This is a genomic window from Streptomyces sp. NPDC102437 (assembly GCF_044765565.1).
In the GTDB taxonomy this organism is placed as follows: Bacteria; Actinomycetota; Actinomycetes; order Streptomycetales; family Streptomycetaceae; genus Streptomyces.
The window spans coordinates 54,242-72,486 of record NZ_JBIWKI010000014.1 but is presented as its reverse complement, the minus strand read 5'-3'; the positions used below and the strand labels follow the sequence as shown (position 1 = coordinate 72,486).

18 protein-coding genes and 2 pseudogenes are annotated in these 18,245 nt (G+C 70.7%); 7 read left to right on the top strand and 13 right to left on the bottom strand.

What is annotated here, in order from left to right; all coding sequences use genetic code 11:
- Window positions 1-7 precede the first annotated feature (7 nt).
- From ACIRJP_RS19665 to ACIRJP_RS19650, 4 genes and pseudogenes are all read right to left on the bottom strand, one after another.
- Entirely contained in the window at window positions 8-913 is a 906-nt protein-coding gene (locus ACIRJP_RS19665; RefSeq protein WP_404175456.1) for a DUF3626 domain-containing protein, read from the bottom strand.
- A gap of 79 nt (window positions 914-992) precedes the next feature.
- Window positions 993-1,363, bottom strand: a pseudogene (locus ACIRJP_RS19660) (isochorismatase family protein); the annotation flags it as partial.
- Between the two features lie 376 nt (window positions 1,364-1,739).
- Window positions 1,740-2,630, bottom strand: a complete 891-nt coding sequence (locus tag ACIRJP_RS19655) for an alpha/beta fold hydrolase (protein ID WP_404175453.1) — start codon at window positions 2,628-2,630, stop codon at window positions 1,740-1,742.
- Between the two features lie 64 nt (window positions 2,631-2,694).
- Window positions 2,695-3,363, bottom strand: coding sequence for a DUF4097 family beta strand repeat-containing protein (locus ACIRJP_RS19650; RefSeq protein ID WP_404175450.1), 669 nt, complete (start codon window positions 3,361-3,363; stop codon window positions 2,695-2,697).
- A gap of 226 nt (window positions 3,364-3,589) precedes the next feature.
- Between ACIRJP_RS19650 and ACIRJP_RS19645 the strand changes: the two genes are divergently transcribed.
- Complete coding sequence (locus ACIRJP_RS19645) at window positions 3,590-4,345, top strand: helix-turn-helix domain-containing protein (protein WP_404175447.1); 756 nt, start codon at window positions 3,590-3,592, stop codon at window positions 4,343-4,345.
- 52 nt (window positions 4,346-4,397) lie between these two features.
- Here the strand turns inward: ACIRJP_RS19645 and ACIRJP_RS19640 are convergent, their stop codons facing one another.
- Both ACIRJP_RS19640 and ACIRJP_RS19635 read right to left on the bottom strand, forming a co-directional pair.
- Window positions 4,398-4,637, bottom strand: coding sequence for a hypothetical protein (locus ACIRJP_RS19640; RefSeq protein WP_404175444.1), 240 nt, complete (start codon window positions 4,635-4,637; stop codon window positions 4,398-4,400).
- A 170-nt stretch (window positions 4,638-4,807) separates the two neighbouring features.
- Window positions 4,808-5,246 (bottom strand): annotated as a pseudogene (locus ACIRJP_RS19635) (hypothetical protein); the annotation flags it as partial.
- A 358-nt stretch (window positions 5,247-5,604) separates the two neighbouring features.
- Here ACIRJP_RS19635 and ACIRJP_RS19630 point away from each other — a divergent pair.
- Window positions 5,605-6,378 (top strand): SAM-dependent methyltransferase, encoded by a 774-nt coding sequence (locus ACIRJP_RS19630; RefSeq protein WP_404175441.1) that lies wholly within the window; start codon window positions 5,605-5,607, stop codon window positions 6,376-6,378.
- Window positions 6,379-6,436: 58 nt separating this feature from the next.
- On the opposite strand, the gene ACIRJP_RS19625 is transcribed toward ACIRJP_RS19630, so the two are convergent.
- From ACIRJP_RS19625 to ACIRJP_RS19615, 3 genes are read right to left on the bottom strand one after another with little or no spacing between them, the layout of a single operon-like run.
- On the bottom strand, window positions 6,437-7,006 hold the full coding sequence (locus ACIRJP_RS19625) for a transcriptional regulator (RefSeq protein WP_376625183.1): 570 nt from the start codon (window positions 7,004-7,006) through the stop codon (window positions 6,437-6,439).
- Complete coding sequence (locus tag ACIRJP_RS19620; protein ID WP_404175437.1) at window positions 7,007-8,548, bottom strand: helix-turn-helix transcriptional regulator; 1,542 nt, start codon at window positions 8,546-8,548, stop codon at window positions 7,007-7,009.
- 51 nt (window positions 8,549-8,599) lie between these two features.
- Complete coding sequence (locus ACIRJP_RS19615) at window positions 8,600-8,932, bottom strand: hypothetical protein (protein ID WP_351262368.1); 333 nt, start codon at window positions 8,930-8,932, stop codon at window positions 8,600-8,602.
- 139 nt (window positions 8,933-9,071) lie between these two features.
- On the opposite strand from ACIRJP_RS19615, the gene ACIRJP_RS19610 reads away from it, so the two are divergent.
- Entirely contained in the window at window positions 9,072-9,278 is a 207-nt protein-coding gene (locus ACIRJP_RS19610) for a DUF5988 family protein (protein ID WP_404175434.1), read from the top strand.
- A 28-nt stretch (window positions 9,279-9,306) separates the two neighbouring features.
- Here the strand turns inward: ACIRJP_RS19610 and ACIRJP_RS19605 are convergent, their stop codons facing one another.
- The 3 genes from ACIRJP_RS19605 to ACIRJP_RS19595 all read right to left on the bottom strand — a co-directional run bounded on the left by ACIRJP_RS19605 (window position 9,307) and on the right by ACIRJP_RS19595 (window position 11,966).
- Complete coding sequence (locus ACIRJP_RS19605) at window positions 9,307-10,302, bottom strand: cupin domain-containing protein (protein WP_404175431.1); 996 nt, start codon at window positions 10,300-10,302, stop codon at window positions 9,307-9,309.
- Window positions 10,303-10,378: 76 nt separating this feature from the next.
- A complete protein-coding gene (locus ACIRJP_RS19600; RefSeq protein WP_404175830.1) occupies window positions 10,379-11,170 on the bottom strand; it encodes an NAD(P)H-binding protein in 792 nt (263 codons plus the stop codon).
- A gap of 172 nt (window positions 11,171-11,342) precedes the next feature.
- On the bottom strand, window positions 11,343-11,966 hold the full coding sequence (locus ACIRJP_RS19595) for a sigma-70 family RNA polymerase sigma factor (protein ID WP_404175428.1): 624 nt from the start codon (window positions 11,964-11,966) through the stop codon (window positions 11,343-11,345).
- Window positions 11,967-12,043: 77 nt separating this feature from the next.
- Here ACIRJP_RS19595 and ACIRJP_RS19590 point away from each other — a divergent pair, with 77 nt between their 5' ends.
- Complete coding sequence (locus ACIRJP_RS19590) at window positions 12,044-12,913, top strand: alpha/beta fold hydrolase (RefSeq protein WP_404175827.1); 870 nt, start codon at window positions 12,044-12,046, stop codon at window positions 12,911-12,913.
- Window positions 12,914-12,934: 21 nt separating this feature from the next.
- Here the strand turns inward: ACIRJP_RS19590 and pip are convergent, their stop codons facing one another.
- Window positions 12,935-13,894 carry a prolyl aminopeptidase gene (gene pip, locus ACIRJP_RS19585; protein WP_404175425.1) on the bottom strand — a complete coding sequence of 320 codons (960 nt, stop codon included), beginning with the start codon at window positions 13,892-13,894 and terminating at the stop codon, window positions 12,935-12,937.
- Between the two features lie 397 nt (window positions 13,895-14,291).
- On the opposite strand from pip, the gene ACIRJP_RS19580 reads away from it, so the two are divergent.
- From ACIRJP_RS19580 to ACIRJP_RS19570, 3 genes are all read left to right on the top strand, one after another.
- The gene (locus ACIRJP_RS19580) at window positions 14,292-14,495 is read left to right on the top strand and encodes a hypothetical protein (protein ID WP_404175421.1); all 204 of its coding nucleotides are present in this window, start codon (window positions 14,292-14,294) and stop codon (window positions 14,493-14,495) included.
- A gap of 281 nt (window positions 14,496-14,776) precedes the next feature.
- Window positions 14,777-16,456, top strand: coding sequence for a ribosomal protection-like ABC-F family protein (gene abc-f, locus ACIRJP_RS19575; protein WP_404175418.1), 1,680 nt, complete (start codon window positions 14,777-14,779; stop codon window positions 16,454-16,456).
- A gap of 83 nt (window positions 16,457-16,539) precedes the next feature.
- Window positions 16,540-18,225 (top strand): ABC-F family ATP-binding cassette domain-containing protein, encoded by a 1,686-nt coding sequence (locus ACIRJP_RS19570; protein WP_404175415.1) that lies wholly within the window; start codon window positions 16,540-16,542, stop codon window positions 18,223-18,225.
- Window positions 18,226-18,245 lie beyond the last annotated feature (20 nt).

The window sequence follows — 18,245 nt, the reverse complement described above, 5'->3', positions numbered from 1 at the left end:
TCAGTGTCTACGACGGCGGCAAGGACAACGGGCACTCCACCTCCGGTGCCAGGACCCTGATGGCCCTGTCGCCCTTCCCGGGGGCCCCGAAGCGCGCCAGGCAGTGCCACACCTTCTTGAGCGCCTGGGGATCGTGGCGGCCATCGCGTGCCGCGTCCCCGACGATGCGGGGGTCGAGTACGCCGCCGACGGCGATCCGCGCGCCAAGCTCGACGTACTCCCGACCCCGGTAGCCGGGGTGCAGGCGAAGCGTCTCGACCCCGAGGCGGAAACCGGGGTGCCACTCGACGGGGCAGCCCAGACGCCGTGCCGCGGCCTCGACAGCCGTGCCCCGGTAGCACGGGTCCAGAACCAGCGCCTCCACATGACGGTCCAGCAGAACCGGTCCGTGCACCTGGGCCTCGACGTAGTCGTCGAGCTCGTCCTGGCTGTCGGCCAGGGCAAGGGCCACGAGCCCCATGCGGGCCGCGACACCGAAGTCCGTGGGTTCGAGGAAGCTGTCCGGGTAGCAGAACGTGGCGCGTGCCAGGGTCGGTGCGGTCAGCCGGAAGTGGGCGGAGCCGAACCGCGGCGCACCTCCGACCGGCTTGCGGCGGAAGTTCAGCGCCCCGTAGACGGGTCGCTCATGAGCGGACGCCGCGTCGTACGCCCCACCGAAGATCCGGCTCTCCCAGCGCCACCGGTCCCCGCCGGGATGCGCGGTCAGTCCGCCGTTGCTGGTCCCCGTGACGAACTGGGAGCGGTAGACACCGTCTTCGGCCAGGGCTTCGAGGATCGGCTTGCCGTGCAGCAGGCGGTCCGGGTGAAAGTTGAGGGTCACCCGCAGCGCAGGGTCCAGCGCAGGACCCGACGCAAGCCCCGCGACGTGGCGGATGGCCATGGCCTGCGGTGTCCGGGACGCATCGGAGATCATCCGTGCAGTGTGCCCCGGGCCGCTCGACCGGCACACCCGGATTCCCGCCGGCCGCGGTCCGTCGCGGCCGGCACGGCGCTCAGTCCAGGCACTTCCCGGTCTCGACGACGACCCCGAAGAGGTCGGAGATCGTGGCGAGCGCGCTGCCATGAACCTGGTCGGCGGTCAGCTCGGTGCCCAGCGAACGCAGGGGGCGCGTCGCGCAGGCGTCGGCGACCACGGTGGCCGGTTTCCCCGCAGGAACGCGCCCTCGGTGGTGAACGTCACGCACATGTGCGTCATGCAGCCCGCGATGATGACGTCCTGGTTGCCGGCGGCGTCGACGTGCTCGGCCAGGTCGGTGTCGACGAAGGCGTTCGGGGCCTTCTTCACGACGACGGGCTCGCCCTCGACGGGCGCCACGCTCGGGTGGATCCGGCCGATCTCCGCACGGATGTCGTACGGGGTGCCCCTGCGTGGTGGGGGCGGGCAGCCGTATGCCGCTCCTCCTCCGCCCCGGCTGCCGCATGGTTCTCCTTGCGGACGCCGCTCCTTGTCCCATTCGATTCGGACGATCCAGTTTGTATACCAAACTGAAGGGCCGAACAAGACCACCGCGAGACCATCGCAGCATTCATCCGGAATCTCCCGACGGAATCATTCATTCCACAGGCATTGGTATACGAACATTCCGCCTGGAGGCAGGGCCCCCTGGAGCAGGCCGGTCATTCGGCACCATCGACGACGCGGGCACGCCGGTCCGCCTCGCCGCCGCCCCGGCCGGCCTGACGCACATCATCCGCCAACTGCGTCCCGCGACGGGCCAGTCATCCGGCCGAGGCACCGGTCAGGCCGTCGTGGACCGGCCGCTCGACTCCTGACCGCCGGCGGCCTCGGCCTCACGTACAACTTCAGCCTCAGTCTCATGTACAACTTCAGGCCGGCGTACGGCCGCAGCGGTCTCCCGTACGGCCTCCGCGATGGCCCGGTAATCCTTCTTCAGGATCGCGCCGTGGTTGCTGGCGACCTTCGCGCTGATTCCGATGTTCGGGTTGCGGGCGGTCACCCCGTCGAGGCTGGCGCGGATCCGTTCCTGCTCGTCGCCCCGGCTTCCCAGGGACGTCCCCGACGCGACCACGTACCGCACCGGAACGGCGATGCCGTCCAGCACGGGACCCAGCTCGCGCTCGCGGGAGAGCCTGCCGAGCTCGATGTTGCTGTTCGCCTGCTGCTCGGGGCTCATCCGCGGGGTCAGGCCCGTCGGACGCAGCAGCGGTGTGAACCAGCCCATCCGCCGGAACAGCTTCCGTATCCGCTGCTCCATGGCCTCGTCGAGCCAGTCGTGCGGAAAGGCGCCGTCGACCAGGACCGCGCCCAGGGCACGGGCCGGATTCCGGCCCGCCCAGTGCGCCGCGACGAACGCGCCGTAGGACCAGCCCACCACCAGCGCCCGGTCCACCCGCCTGGCCGCGAGCACGGCATCGACGTCCCGGACGGCGGCGGCGAAGGAGTAGTCCGCCGAACGCTTCGATTTTCTGCCGCGAGCCCGTTCGTCGTAGGTGATGTGCCGCCATCCCGTGCCGAGTTCGGCGATGGTCCGCCGCCAGTACCCCTGAGTGGCGAACTGGCCGTTGAGGTAGACCACGGGGATTCCGGGGCCGCCGGTGTCGGTGACGGCCAGGGCTGTGTCGTCCACCGGCACCATGCCGGTCCAGGTGGATTGCTCGATGGTGGTCATGGGTTCCTCCGTGACGTGATTGTCGTGAGGGAGTTGTCGTGACGGAGTGTCAGGACGGGTGCTCTCAGAGGCTGTGGGCGTCGATGTTGCCGTGGTCCGTGGTCGCGTGGATGGTCAGACCGGCGTCGCCGTCGGCGTTCTTGAGCGCGTTGTGGATCCGGCCGTAGCCGGTGCCGGCGTCCAGGGACGCCGAGACTCCGGCGGTGGCGCCGACCGACACATCACCCATCTGCGTACGCAGCTCGACCGCGCCGCGCACGGCCTCGGTGATTCGGATGTCACCGCGTCCGGTGCTGATCTCCGCCGGGCCGCCCAGACGGCCGATCGACACGTCGCCACCGGAGGTCGTGACGCGGACACCCACGGCCTCGTCGACCTTGATCGCGCCCTGCGCGCCCTCGAAGGCGACGTCGCCGAACCGTCCGACGCCCCGGAACTCGGCGCAGGAGGACTTCACCTCGACCCGGGATCCGGCCGGCAGCTGGACGGTGACCTCGATGGATCCGGAGGGGCCGAAGTACTGGTTCTTCGCCGCCGGGGCGCCGATCCGCAGAACGCCGTCGGCGTAGGCGACCTCGACCTGCTCCGCCGCCTTCACGTCCCGGCTCTTCGAGGCGTTCGCCGGAAGGACCTCGACGGTGGTGTCGGTCCGGTCGGCGGCGATGAACTGCACGCGCCCGGCGGGGATGTCCAGGACGGCGGAGATCGGGGTGACGGTGTCGAAGTTCTGCATCGTGCTCTCCTTTTGCGTTCGTGGTTTCTGACATCACAAACGCTACGTTGCGTTCAAGGATCAGGCAACAATGTTGTTGCACTCAATGAAGATCAATGCAGGTAAGAGCCCAATTATCGTTGCAACGATTCCACCTTTAATGCAACGTCAGCCACTTGGTTCGTTGCATTGAATGGAAAGTGAACGCTATGCTGGGGGCATCAAGGAAGCGTGAAGGGAGATCGCGGTGCCGGGAGGCAGACTCACCCAGCAGGAACGCCAGCAGATCGCGCTGGGGGTGGCCGACGGGCTCGCCTACGCGGAGATCGCCAGACGCCTGGACCGCCCCACCTCGACGATCACACGCGAGGTGATGCGTAACGGCGGCCCCACCGCCTACCGCGCCGACCTGGCCCACCGCGCCACCGAACGCCGCGCCCACCGGCGCAGGCAGGCCACCCCCCGCGGGCCGCAGGCGCCCGAGCAGACCCACGGACGCGACACCGAGGCGGTGCGCGAGTACGAGGAGGTGTTCACCACCCTCCTGATGCAGCAGGGCCTGCCCCAGATGATGGCCCGGGTGCTGACCTGCCTGCTCACCAGCGACGCGGGCAGCCTCACCGCGTCCGAGCTCGTCCAGCGCCTCCAGGTCAGCCCCGCGTCCATCTCCAAAGCGATGGCGTATCTCGAAAGCCAGGGCCTCATCAGCCGCGAACGGGACGAACGCCGCCGCGAGCGCTACCTCGTCGACGACGAGGTCTGGTACCGGTCGATGATCGCCGCCGCGCGGGCCAACGCCCAGCTCGCCCAGACCGCCCGGCAGGGGGTCGGCGTCCTCGGCCCCGACACCCCGGCCGCCGTCCGCCTGGAGAACATCGCCCGCTTCGTCGACTTCGTCGGCGAGAGCATCGCCCGCGCCGCGGAACAGGCCCGCGAGATCCTGTACACGAACCCCGAACCTGCTTCGGGCGACGCTGCCACGCCCCATTCGGACCGCGGATAAGCAGCCCCGGGTCGCGACGCCGGATCTGGCTCCACGTGGTCAGGCCGTCGCGTCAGGCCTCGCGCTGGTCCCGGGCGGTGTGGACGCCGCCGCCCGGGACGCCGCCGTGGTCGGGATCCCGGCGCTGGGCGTCGTACGTGACCGAGGCTCCTTCGTCTCGGTCGTCGGCGGTGCCGCGCCCGTACCGCTGCGCGGTATCACCGTGGCCCAGCAGTGGATCGCGGCGGACGCCGATGCCCTCGCCCGGCTCTCCTCGCTGGCCGGGACGGGGCAGCTCAGCCGTGGCCGACACCCTGCCCCTCCACGAGGCGGCGCAGGCCCACCGCCGACTGGCCGAGGGCGGCATCCACGGCCGGCTGGTCCGGGTTCCCTGACGGAACATCGGGACATCGGCGCGGACTTCGGTCGCGGGCATCGGTCGCGACCGTCGGCCGCGGGCATCAGTGCTACATCAGCCGGACATCAGCAGAACGACAGTACGAGGGCCAAAGCTAGGAGCAGACCAACCGCCGCACCACATGCAGCAGCGCCCCGGGCACTCCCCCGTTCCGGGGCGCTGCGACGTGGTCCGCAACGGTGCGTGCGCGGGGCCGGAAGGGTCCGGCCCAGGCGGGCGAGCGAGGACAGGGCCATCAGGGCGGGGGACACCATCAGCCCTGCGGCCGTCACCAGGAGAGCGGTGCGCGGCGCCCACTCCTGCCCGAGGAACCCGCCGAGCAGCGAGCCGACCCGGGGTGAGGCCCATGCCGGCGAAGATGATCGTCGCGGCCGCGCGGCCCTGCATCCCGTCCGGGGTGACGGCCTGCCGCACGGCCATGACCGTGACGTTCACCAACTGGCCGAAAGCCCCGAACACGAGGTTGACCGCGATGAGCGACGGGTCCGTCACCCCGGCGGGCCCGTTGTCGACGCGGACATCGTCTGGGCGGCGAACACCGCGCCGGCCGCCTGCGGCCTGCCCGGGTTCCGGGAGGACGGTGAACGCATCGTCTTCCGGGGCCGGCTGAGTCCCACGGGGGACGGCAGGGCGCTGTTGGACGTGAGTGGCGCGCTGCTCCTGTTCGAACTCGCGGTTCCGCCACCGCCGGACGGCGTCGACGCGGCATGGGTCGAGGTCCGGGCAGGGAAGGAGAACGTCGGTCTGTGGCCGTGTCGGCTCTGACCGTGTCGGCTCTGACCGTGTCGGCTCTGACCGGTCCGACTCGGCGGGGCGATAACTCGGTGTTCATGGCTGACCCCTCGGAGCTAGCCTGCGCCGCATGACTGAGAACGATCTTCCGCCGCGCCTGACCCGGCTCACCTTCCACGGTCCGCTCTCCGAGGCGCGAGCCGCGCGGATCGTCGACCGGCTCGGCCGGGCCTCCCCGGCGCGGGTCCTGGACATCGGCTGTGGCTGGGGGGAGTTGATGCTCCGCGTCCTCGACGCGGTGCCGGGGGCGACCGGAATCGGCATCGACCTCAACGGCAAGGACCTCGCCCGGGGGCGCGCGAACGCCGAGGCCCGCGCGCTGACCGGCCGTGTGGAGTTCGTCGAGGGGTCCGCCGCGGAAACGTCCCACGGGCCCGCTGACCTCGTCCTGTGCCTCGGGGCAAGTCACGCCCTCAGCGACGAGGAACCGCCCCGGCACAGTGCCGACGCACTGCGTGCGCTGCGCGGGATCGTCGCGCCCGGGGGGCGGGTCCTGCTCGCCGAGACCTTCTGGCAGCGCTCCCCCACCTCCGCCGAACTGGCCGCGATGTGGCCGGACGCCCGTGCCGACGAACACCACGACCTGGCCGGACTCGTCGATGTAGCGGCGGCCGCCGGGTTCCGGCCCGCCTGGATCGAGACGGCCGGCGAGGACGAGTGGGAGGACTTCGAGTCCGGCTACCAGTCGGACGTGGAGGAGTGGCTGGCCGCTCACCCGGACCACCCGCTGGCGCAGGAGACGCGCGAGCGGGTCGACCGGCACCGGGCGAGCTGGCTGCGGGGCTACCGTGGAGTGCTCGGGATGGCCTACCTCACGCTGGTCCCCGTGAACCGAGCGGACTGAACGGGCTCAGCGGGCTCAGCGGGCCGAGCATTTCCCCCAAGGCGTCGGGGCCGGTCGGCTACGCCGCGAAGCCGATGTTGGTGACGTACTCGTACTGCCCCCACTGCGACCCCAGGTCGACGATGACGTCCTCCCAGGCGTCGTCCAGGCCCTGGTGGTCACCGGCTGCCCAGGCCTCGACGATGCGGTCCCAGCGGCGGACGTTCATCGTGCGGTACTCCACCATCCGCTGGAGCGGGCGCGGCACCTGTGACTGGTTGAGCGGGTGGATCTCCACCCGCGTCCCGCCGCCGGCGTTCAGGCGCCTCAGGAGATACCGGGCGACGTTCTGGCGGCGCACCTGGCGGTAGGCGGCGTCGATGCGCTCCAGGTTGGCGTTGGTCGGGCGGCGTCGTTCCTCCAGCCACGCCTTCAGCGTGCGGTCGGTCACCGTCAGCCCGGCGTCCCTGGCCGCCCTGCGGCTGTGTTCCGTCCTGGTCAGGTAGTGCAGGCGCGCCATCAGACCACGCTTCACGGTCACCGGGGTGACGACGCCGTCCGCCAGCTCGTCGAGTTTGCGTGCGACGGCGTCGCTGCCCTTGATGCCCCGGGCGCCGAACTTCCCGAAGTCGATGGTCCTCTCGGGCATCTACTCCTCCTCCCCCGACATGACCCCGGTGTCCTCGGAGTCGTCTCTGCCCGCGGTGTAGGTGTCCTTCGTCTTGACCTCGGTCACGCCACGGCCCTCGGGGAAGACACGGTGCCAGTCACCGATCACGTGGAGCTCGTCGGTGCCCATCGCGCGTACGACGGTGAGTCCCTCGTCGTGGGCCTTGAGGGCCTTCGTCCAGAGGTTGGCGAACGCCTGGCTGCGGATGATGTGCATCCAGTCCGGGCGGTAGAGCTCGCGGTTGTAGTTCGACTCCCCCATCGTGGAGACGAACTTCGAGTACATCGCCTTCACGTACTCCAGTGTCACCTCGTCGCCGTCGGCGATCGCCGTGTCCCTGGCTTCCTTGAGGGCGACGCGGAACTTCTCCAGCAGGTTCTCCGTAGCCCCGGACGTGTAGGACTCGTGGATCTCCGGGGGCGCGCACAGGGCGTGCTTGGGGCCGGAAAGGCGCAGCAGGAGGCGCAGGGTCGGTTCGGTGACCCACAGCGGGCCGGGCTCGTCCCGGTTGCCGATCGGGTTGGGCAGCACCGCCCCGTGCTCCCACTCGGGCGGGGTGATGAGGTGGACGCCGGCGCGGCGGCGGTCGTGGGCGAATCCGGCGCTGTGTTCCAGCTGGCCGAGCGGGAGGTGGGTCTTCAGGGCGGAGAGGTAGGCGCCGTTGATGTCCAGTGCGGTCACCTCGTGGCGGCCGGGCGGCAGTTCATGACGGGTCCACTTCGGGCGCGCCTCCCAGATCCGGTCCGCGCCCTTGGAGGTCTGCTTGCGCAGGATGTCCGGGATCCACGGGTGCGCGACGATGTCGTACCGCGCGCCCTTGCGGGTCTCGTCGAGCAGCCGCATCGCGTCCGGGATCGCCCGCTTCAGCAGCGCCGCGAGGGCCGCTTCGACGTCGCCCCGGTGCTCGGCGAGCGCCGCCTGAACCGTCTGCCCGATCAGGTCACCGGGCCCGGACTGCCCCTGGAACGCACGCTTGGCCGGGCCCCGGGCGGGCCGGGCGGGGGGTGGTGTGGGCTGCGTGACGGTGGACGGCGCGGCGGTCGGCCGCGTGGCGGCCGGTTGCTCGACGGTGGACGGTGTCGTGGTCGCGGGTCGGCAGTCGGACGGGTCCAGGTGCTGGGCGAAGCCCGCCACCCGCTGCCTGGCCGGTGCTCCGCACAGCACACACGGCTCGGCGGCGGCGAGGGACTCCACCTCGTCCCCGGCCTCGCCCGCGCTCTCGCCCTCGTCTTCGGCCTCGTCCTCGTCCTCCGCGGGCTCTGCTTCCTGCCCCGTCCCGGCGGGGAACTTGGCGGCCAGTCCGTCCAGCAGATACGCGTACTTGGCGCGGATCTCGCCCGACGGCTCGCGGCCGCCCTCCCACGCGCCGACCGTGCCGGGGCTCACGCCGAGCGCTCGGGCCACCTGGGCCTTGGAGAGCCTGGCCTGCTCCCGCAGCTCACGCCGGACGTCCGGCGGCGGGAGTTCGGCCTGCGGACCGACGTCCGCGAGCAGCGCGTCGATGGCGTCGAAGTCACTCACCGGAGCGCTCCTTTCGCGGCGACTGGGATGTCATGAGACCTGTCGGACGCATCAGATGTAGGTGACGGGGTTACGGGACAGATGCGGGCTACCGGTCGGACGCCCGACACGGGGGTCGGCGCGCAGGAGTTCGCCTTCGAGAGCGTAACGGTCGCCGTGCTTGGAGATGCCGATGATCCTGGCGACCGCGAGGACCGTGCCTTCGGTGTTGATGATCTGTACCTCGTCCTGCGACAGGGCCCGGTCGGCGTTGAACTTCCAGATGCCCCGTCCGGCTTCCCATGCCTCGTCCTCGCTCATGCCCCGGCGCCACCCGAGGGTGGTCCGCATCAGGCGGTCGTCCGGGTCCGCCGCGCGCTCGGCACCGATCTGGATCTGCAGCACCCGCCCACCTCCCGGCGCCATACTGTTCAACTTGTTGGAAAGTTACCATGCACGCCGTCGGAGTGGGGCGTGGCAGGCTGCGGTGAGCCCTTCGGCGCGTCACGGAGGAGCCGGACCACCACCCGGAGAAACTCTCGCCATGACCGACGCAGCGAAAGCAGTCCTCGAAGGCGGACCGGACGATCTCCCCGACCGGATCGTCCCCCTCACAGCACCCGGGCCCGACATCAAGCTCCCGTTCCGTGGCGGGTACGAACACTTCAGGGCCACGGCACGCCACCAGGAAACGGCCGAGGGGCAGTTGCCCGTCTACGAGTGGTGGGAGCGCACGGAGGTCCCCGGGTAGGGCCCCTCTCCTCGGGCGGATCGGGACGTCACACCCCGCCCAGCACCACGGTCCGGGACGGCGTCGTCGAGGGCAGGACGATCTGCGAGGCGCCGCTCCTGCGGTACTCCTGCGGACTGACCCCCCGCACCCTCTTGAACGCCGAGCTCAGCGCGAACGCGCTGCTGTAGCCGACCTGGTGCGCCACCGTGGCCACTGTGGCATCCGATTCGCGCAGCAGGTCGGCGGCCATGGCGAGGCGCAAGGTGGCCAGGTAGGTCATCGGCGGCTCCCCCACCACCTCGGTGAAGTGGCGGGCGAGGCCCGCCCGGGAGACACCGACCTTGCGGGCCAGCGATTCCACCGTCCACGCATGGGCCGGATCGCCGTGCAGAAGTCGCAGTGCGGGCCCCACCCTGGGGTCGGACCGGGCGTGGTACCAGGCCGGCGCACCGGCGTCCGGCTCGGCGAGCCAGGCGCGCAGCACACTGACGAAGAGCAGGTCGAGGAGGCGGTCGAGGACCAGTTCCTGTCCCGGCTCGTCGCGGCCGATCTCCTCGGCCAGCAGGGGCACGAGCGGGCTGTCGTCGAGAGCGGCGGGCAGCACCAGGAGGGTGGGCAGGGCCCCCAGCAGCCGGCGTCCGATCTCGCCGGGCGCCTGGTACGTACCGCTGAGCATGACGGACGAGCCCTGCCCGAGCGGGTCCCCCCAGGTCCGCACCCCCAGGGCCATGGTGTCGGTGACGTCCTCGCCGACGGTGGTGCTGCAGCGCTGGTCGGGGCCGACGGTGACCTGGACGGGGGTGTCCTGCGCGTCGGCGACCGTGTACGGGTCGGGGCCGCGCAGCACGGCGATGTCGCCGGGACCGATGAGGGCCGGGACACCGCCGTCGGGCATCACCCACGCGCTGCCCCGGACCATGGTGGCCAGGGAGATCGGAGCGCGGTCCTCGACGCGGAGCGACCAGGGCGGATCGAAGACCGACTTGAGCAGAAAGGCGCCGCGCGCCTTCGGCCCGTCCAGGAGTCCGGTGAGTACGTCCATGTGGTGATCCCCATTCGGCGAGGGCTCGGCGCCGGCCGGATCCGTACCGGACACTCTCAGATGCTGCCGGGCGTTGTCAGACGTTCCAGACGCCGGTGGCGGCGGCATCCTTCGCGAAGACCGAGAAGTCGCGCGGCTTGCGGCCGAGGACCTCCTCCACGCCGTTGACGACGCCGGCGTTGCGCCCGTCGAGGATCAGGGCGAACAGGTCGGCGAACTCGACGGGCAGCTCATTCTCCCGCAGGAACGCCCGGTAGTCATCGAGGGCGACCGGGGTGTACGTGATGTTCCGGCCGGTGACCTGCGACAGTTCGGCGGCCACATCACCGAAGCTCAGCGACCGGGGCCCGGACAGCTCGTACGTCCTGCCGATGTGCTTGTCTTCGGTGAGTGCGGCGATGACGACGTCGGCGATGTCTTCGACGTCCACGAACGGCTCCACCGCGTCGGCGGTCGGCAGCACGAGCTCACCGGAGAGGACGGGCTCCAGGAAGAAGCTCTCGCTGAAGTTCTGGTTGAACCAGCTGGCCCGCACGACGGTCCAGTCGGCGCCCGACTCCTTGAGCTTGTTCTCGCTGTTGACCGCGCCCTCTTCACCGCGTCCGGAGAGCAGTACCAGCCGGCGCGCGCCCTTCTTCACGGCGAGCTCGGAGAAGGCGCCGACGACTTCCGCGGCTCCGGGGAACCCGAGGTCGGGGTAGTAGGTGACGTAGACGGCTCCGACTCCGTCGAGCGCCGCCTCCCAGGTGTCGGGGTCCTCCCACACGAAGGACGGTTCGGCGTTACGCGATCCCACGCGCACCGGCAGTCCCTGCGCGGTGAGCCGCTCCGCCACACGGCTCCCGGTCTTTCCGGTGCCGCCGAGCACGAGAATCGTCTTCGAGTCGGCCCGCTGAATGTCCTGCTGAATGTTCTGCTGAGTGCTCTGCTGGATGTTCTGTTCGTTCGTCATGCGGATCAGTCAACGCTGCCCCGGCGAGACGAACCATAGCCACAACGCTCAATTCCATACGCGTGCGTCCAAAGTCGGATCGCGTCAGTCAGGCGTCGCCTCTGAGCCGGTCTCGCTGGATCCGGTGCGCGAGGGTGCGGCGCACGGAGGCCGATGCGGTGGCGGAGGCCGGGGTGGCGGAGGCCGCCTTCGGGGGCACGTCGAGGCCTCGGCTGATCCTGTCGTACGCCTCCTGGTAGCTGCCCGGCATCGTCGCCCGGTGCCCTCTCAGGTCCTCCTCGACGAGGCGACGCAGCTCGTCGACGTTCTCGGGGGTGAAGCGCTTCTTCCCCCGGGCGATGTCGTTGACGTAGCGGGTGCAGCGGGCGGTGTCGCCGAGGGTCTCCGAGATCTCCTCGGCAAGGGCCCACAGGCGTCCTTCGAGCCATGGGATGTCGTGCTGGTCGAGGGAGAGCGCCATCGGGGGCGGCGGTTCGTCGTCCAGCCGGTATTTCGCCAGCTGCTTGGACACGGCGGGCTGGCTCATGGCCGCGAGCCGGGCGATCCTGTCCTGCGTCCAGCCGAAGCCGATGAACAGTTTGATCATTTCGGCGCGCAGCTTCCGCATCTCCTCGCCCGCGCGGATGACCTCGTTCATGTCGGCGAGCATCCGCCCGGCCTGCTCCTCGGTCAGCGCCTCGGGGACCCGGTGCGCGCTCTCTTCGCCTGCCATGTGTCGGTTATACACCTCACCCCCTCTATGTCATAACCAGGTTGTACAACTTGGTTATGACTGGCATGGTCCTTGCCATGCCCAACTTCTACGCACCTGACGGAACCCGGCTCGCCTACCGCCTGCACGGAGGCGGAGACGGAGACGGAGACAGCTTTGGCCGTATCGATGGCGACGGCGACCCGGTCGTCTGCATCCCCGGAGGTCCCGCGGACTCCCGCTACCTCGGCGACCTCGGCGGTCTGTCCGCGCACCGCCGGCTGATCGTCCTGGACCTCCGCGGCACCGGACGGTCCGCGGTCCCCGACGACACCTCCTCCTACCGTTGCGACCGCCTCGTCGAGGACGTCGAGGCCCTGCGCATCCACCTCGGACTCCCCCGGATCGATCTGCTCGGCCACTCGGCCGGAGCCAACCTCGCGACGCAGTACGCGGCACGTCACCCGAAGAACGTCGGCAGGCTCGCCCTGATCGCCCCGGGCACCCGGTCCCTCGGAATCACGATCACCGGGGAGGCGCGGCGTGAACTCGCCCGGCTTCGCAGGGACGAACCGTGGTTCCCGACGGCGTACGCCGCCCTGGAGGCGGTCACCGGGGGAACCGGCAGCGACTGGGAGGCCATCAGCCCCTTCTTCTACGGCCGGTGGGACGACACGGCGCGGGCGCACCTGGCGGCGAGCCGGCCGGACAACGAGGAGGCCGTCGCCCTCTTCGCGGCCGAGGGCGCCTTCGCGCCGGACGCCACCCGTGCGGCGCTCGCCGGCTTCGGGGCCCCCGTCCTGCTGCTCGCCGGAGAGTTCGACGTGAACAGCCCGCCCCGGTCGGTGGCCGAGGCGGGCGATTCGTTCCGCGATGCCGAGCTCGTCGTACAGCCAGGGGCAGGTCACTACCCCTGGCTCGACGACGCGGACCGGTTCACGGCAACCCTCGCGGCGTTCCTGGGCTGACGCCCGCACCCCTCCTGCCGGCTACTCCTGCGCGAACCGCTCGAACGCTTCGTACAGGGCCGCGCTCATGGCGGCGCTGCCCTTGTGGCCCGAGTCCTCGACGACCACGAGTTCCGAGCCGGGCCAGGCCCGGGCAAGTTCCCAGGCCGTGTCGAGCGGTCCGCTGATGTCGAGGCGGCCGTGGATCAGGACGCCGGGGATGCCCGCCAGGCGTCCCGCATCGCGGATCAACTGCCCCTCCTCCAGCCAGGCTCCGTGCGCGAAGTAGTGCGAGCAGATCCGTACGAGCGCCAGCATGGCCCGGGGCGGCCTGCTGCCGTACGGGTTGGGCGAGCCGTTCGGCTCCGCTGACAGGACCGCGTCCTCCCAGGCGCACCAGTCGGTCGCGGCCCTGGCCCGTACGTCCGGGTCGGGGCTGCCCATGAGACGCGCGTACGCCCCGACGAGGTCGCCGCCGCGGTCGGCCTCGGGAACACCGTTGCGGAATCGCTCCCACGCATCCGGGAAGAACCGGCCCGCGCCCCGGTAGAGCCAGTCGATCTCGGAGCGGCGGGTGCTGGTGACAGCGGCGAGGACGATCTCCGACACCCGCTCCGGGTGCCGTTCGGCGTACGCGAGAGTGAGCGTGGACCCCCAGGAGCTGCCGAACAGCAACCACCGTTCGACACCGAGGTGTTCGCGCAGTTGCTCCATGTCGGCGATCAGATGCTCGGTGGTGTTGAGCTTCATGTCGGTGGTGGGGTCGGCGGCATGGGGTGTGCTCCGGCCGCAGCCGCGCTGGTCGAAGAGGATGATCCGGTAGCGCTCCGGGTCGAAGGACTTGCGCGGGCCCGTCGAGCAGCCCGAACCGGGGCCGCCGTGGACGACGAGGGCGGGCTTCCCGTCGGGGTTTCCGCAGGTCTCCCAGTAGATGAGGTTTCCGTCGCCGGTGTCGAGCATCCCGTGGTCGTAGGGATCGATCGGTGGATACGGGGCTGTCATGTCCGGTTCTCCTACATCGAGTTCGTCGATTTCGTCGAAGGCACAAGCCGAACACCATACGCACAAGTCGACTCCGTCACCTGTTTGACCGGTGACGAATCACGTGGAACAGTCATGGCACACGGACCCGCGGCGCCGCCACACCGCCGCACCGCCGCACTCGGATTTCCGCGCGAGGTCCGCACTTCGACACGCACGGAGGGCTTCAGATGATCAACAGGCGTACCTTCAGCCAGGCCCTGGGACTGGGCACCGGCACGGCCGCCGCCACCCTGGCGGGCCTGGCGGGCACGACGGCTGCGTCACCGGCTTGACAGGTGACGCAGACGGTGCCACGCTGATGTCAGCCCAGCGCTACGGCGCGATCCGCAACCGATGAACCGAGCGGAGTCCGGCCATGCAGACCAATAACGCCGCGAACACGATGGACAGTGCCGCAGCGGCCCGGCACGAGCGCTTCGGGAAGCTGCCCGAGCGCGTCCCCTACCAGGACATGGTCGAGGTGAAGCCCGCCTCGCCGAAGGAATCCGCGAGGGAGGCGTACGACCCGGAGGGCTCATGGATGTCCTTCTCCTGCCTGGCCGCCGACCTCGGCCTGTAGTCGGCCGTCCGAAGTCGGCCGTCAGACCGTCGCACGGCCGTCGTACGGCAAGAAATTGCGAGGGGCCGCCGAGGGGCGGCTGCTAAGCTCGCTAGAGCGTTGATCACATTTTGAGGAGACCAGACATGGTGGGTGACGACGACATCTCGGGGTGAGACCCCGTTGTGTCAGGCCACCGGCCGATGCCCAGGAGCATCGCCGTCGTGGCCGTTCAGTCGTCCCCTTCTTCCATGTCCCGGGCAGCAGTCCGTGCCTGCCCGTATCTCATTCGAGGTCTCTCCATGTCCGACGCCGCCATCATCTGCTCGAACCTGTCCTTCGCCTGGCCTGACGACACCCCGGTCTTCGACGACCTCTCCTTCGCCATCGGCAGCGGCCGGACGGGGCTGGTCGCGCCCAACGGCTCCGGCAAGAGCACCCTTCTCAAGCTGATCGCCGGCGAGCTGCGGCCCGGCACCGGTTCCGTGTCCGTCGGTGGCACGCTCGGCTATCTCCCGCAGAGCCTCCCCCTGACCGGTGATCTCACGGTGGCCGAGGTCCTGGGCGTCGCCGAGGTGATCCGGGCCCTGGACGCCGTGGAGTCCGGGGACGTGGGCGAGGAGCACTTCACGGTCATCGGCGACGACTGGGACATCGAGGAACGCACCCGGGCCCAGCTGGACCGGCTCGGCCTCGCCGGTCTCGCCCTCGACCGGAGCCTGAACACACTCAGCGGCGGCCAGGTCGTCTCGCTCGGCCTGGCGGCCCAGCTGCTGAAGCGGCCCGACGTACTGCTGCTCGACGAGCCGACCAACAACCTCGACCTCGACGCCCGGCACAAGCTCTACGACGTGCTGGAGGACTGGAACGGCTGTCTGCTGCTGGTCAGCCACGACCGGGCGCTGCTCGACCGCATGGAGCGCATCGCCGAACTCGAACGCGGCGAACTGCGTTTCTACGGTGGCAACTTCACCGAATACGAAGAGGCCGTGCGGGCCGAGCAGGAGGTCGCCGAGAAGAACATCCGCAACGCCGAACAGGAGCTGAAGAGGGAGAAGCGGGAGATGCAGCAGGCCCGCGAACGCGCCGAGCGCCGGGCGAGCAATGCCGCCCGCAACCTCAAGAGCGCGGGCCTGCCGCGCATCTTCGCCGGAAACATGAAGCGCGGCGCCCAGGAGTCCGCGGGCCAGTCGGGCCAGCTGCACTCGTCCCGGGTCAGCGAGGCGAAGGCCCGGCTGGACGAGGCGGGGCGCGCCCTGCGCGACGAGCAGCGCATCACGCTGGACCTGCCGGACACCGATGTGCCCGCCGGACGCACACTCGTCCTCGGCGAGCAGATGCAGGTACGCCACCGCGGGCGGGCCCTGTTCGCCGAAGCGGGCGTAGACCTGACGATCCGGGGCCCCGAACGCATCGCGCTGACCGGTCCTAACGGCTCGGGCAAGACCACACTGCTGCGGCTGCTCAACGGCGAACTGGGGCTGGACAGCGGGCAGATCAAGCGGGCCGACGGCCGGATCGCCTACCTCTCGCAGCGGCTGGACCTGCTGGACCTCGACCGAACGGTCGCCCAGAACTTCGCCGCGTTCGCACCGCACCGGACGGAGGCGGAGCGGATGAATCTGCTCGCCCGCTTCCTCTTCCGGGGCCCCCGGGCCCATCTCCCGGTCGGGGTGCTGTCCGGCGGTGAACGGCTGCGCGCCACGCTGGCCTGCGTGCTGTGCGCCGAACCGTCTCCGCAGCTGTTGCTCCTGGACGAGCCGACGAACAACCTCGACCTGGTGAGCGCGGGCCAGCTGGAGGGCGCGCTGGGCTCGTACCGGGGAGCGTTCGTGGTGGTCAGCCACGACGAGCGTTTCCTCGCCCGGATCGGCGTGGACCGGTGGCTGCGGCTGGCCGGCGGTGAGCTGACGGAGACCGGAGCGCCCGAGACGGGAACGCCGGGGACGGGAGTGCCGGTTACGGGGGCGCCGGAGGTGTGAACCGCTGAGGTGCTGACCGGGCCCGCGCCCGAGGTGGGTCACCACCCGGCGGGCCGAACACCGATCACATCAGGTGGAACACCATGTCCCGACCAGCCCTGCTCGCCCATGACGTCGTCCGCACCCTGGGGACCCGACGGGTCCTCGACGGCGTCTCCCTCACCGCCTCCCCCGGCCACCGCATCGGGCTGATCGGGGAGAACGGCGTCGGCAAGTCGACGCTGCTGCGTCTGCTCGCCGGAGTGGACGAACCCGACGCCGGGAGCATCACACGCCCTGCCGACCTGGGGTTCCTGCACCAGGAGCTGCCGTTCGACGACACGTCGACGATCGCCGACGTGCTGGACGAGGCCCTGCGCGAGGCCCGCGACGACCTGGCCGAGCTCGAACGTCTCACCGAGCGGCTCGCCCACGTACCGCAGGACTCCCCCGGCTACGCCGAGCTGCTCGACGCGTACGGCAGACGGCTCGAACAGGCCCAGGAGCGGGAGGTCTGGGACGCCGACCGGCGTGCCGCGATCGTGCTCGACGGCCTCGGCCTCGGCGCGTTCCGGCACGACCGGGTGCTCGGCTCCCTCTCCGGCGGGCAGCGCGGTCGGCTCGCGCTGGCCGCGCTGCTGGCCAGGCGCCCTTCGGCCCTGCTGCTGGACGAGCCGACCAACCATCTCGACGACGGCGCCGCCGCGTTCCTGGAGGAGCAGGTGCGCGGCCTGCCCGGGGTCGTCGTGGTGGCCAGCCACGACCGGGCCTTCCTCGACGCCGTCTGCACGGATCTGGTCGATCTCGACCCGGCCATGGACGGCCCGGTCCGCTACGGCGGCAACTACAGCGCCTACCTGGCCGAGAAGCGTACCGAGCGGGAGCGCTGGGAACGGCGGTACGCCGAGGAGCAGGAGGAGCTGGCGGCGCTGCGCCACGCGGCCGGGGTCACCGCGCACCTCGTGGCACCGGACCGGGAGCGGCGCGACAACGAGAAGATGGGCTACGGCCATCGCGCCGGACGGGTGCAGAGTCAGGTCTCCCGGCGGGTGCGCAACGCCACCCGCCGGTTGGACGGGCTGGAACGCCGGCGGACCGGTGAGCCGCCGCAGCCGTTGCGTTTCCACGGCACCGCACTCGCCGCCGCCGCACCCGCCGGCACCGCGCTCGGCGAGGTACCGACGGACGACGCCCTCGTCTCGCTGCGCGACGTGCGGGTGCCGGACCGGCTCGACGTCCCGCGGCTGGACGTGACGGCGACCGAACGCCTCCTCGTCACGGGCGGCAACGGCGCGGGGAAGTCGACGCTGCTGTCCGTGCTCGCCGGGCGTCTCACGGCCGAGGGCGATGTGAGACGGCGGCGGGGGCTGACGGTGGGACTGCTGGCCCAGGACACCGTGTTCGGCCGCCCCGACCGGACCGGGCGTGAGACGTACGAGCGCGCGCTCGGCGCCGAACGGGCGGAGACGGTCCCACTGCGCTCGCTGGGCCTGCTGCACGAGGCGGATCTGGACAAGCCGGTCGGTCAGTTGTCGGTCGGTCAGCGCCGCCGGCTCGCGCTGGCGCTCCTGGTGGCGCGTCCGCCGGAGCTGTTGCTGCTCGACGAGCCGACGAACCACTTGTCCCCGCGGTTGTGCGACGAACTGGAGGCCGCTCTGGGTACCGGCCCCGGCGCGATCGTCCTGGGCAGCCACGACCGTTGGCTGCGCAGACGCTGGCAGGGCCGCGAGATCCGGCTGGCCGTCGGCGGTCCGGCGGGGGGCGGTCCGGCGGGGGGCGAGCCTTGCTGACGCGATTGTCACCTGCCAGA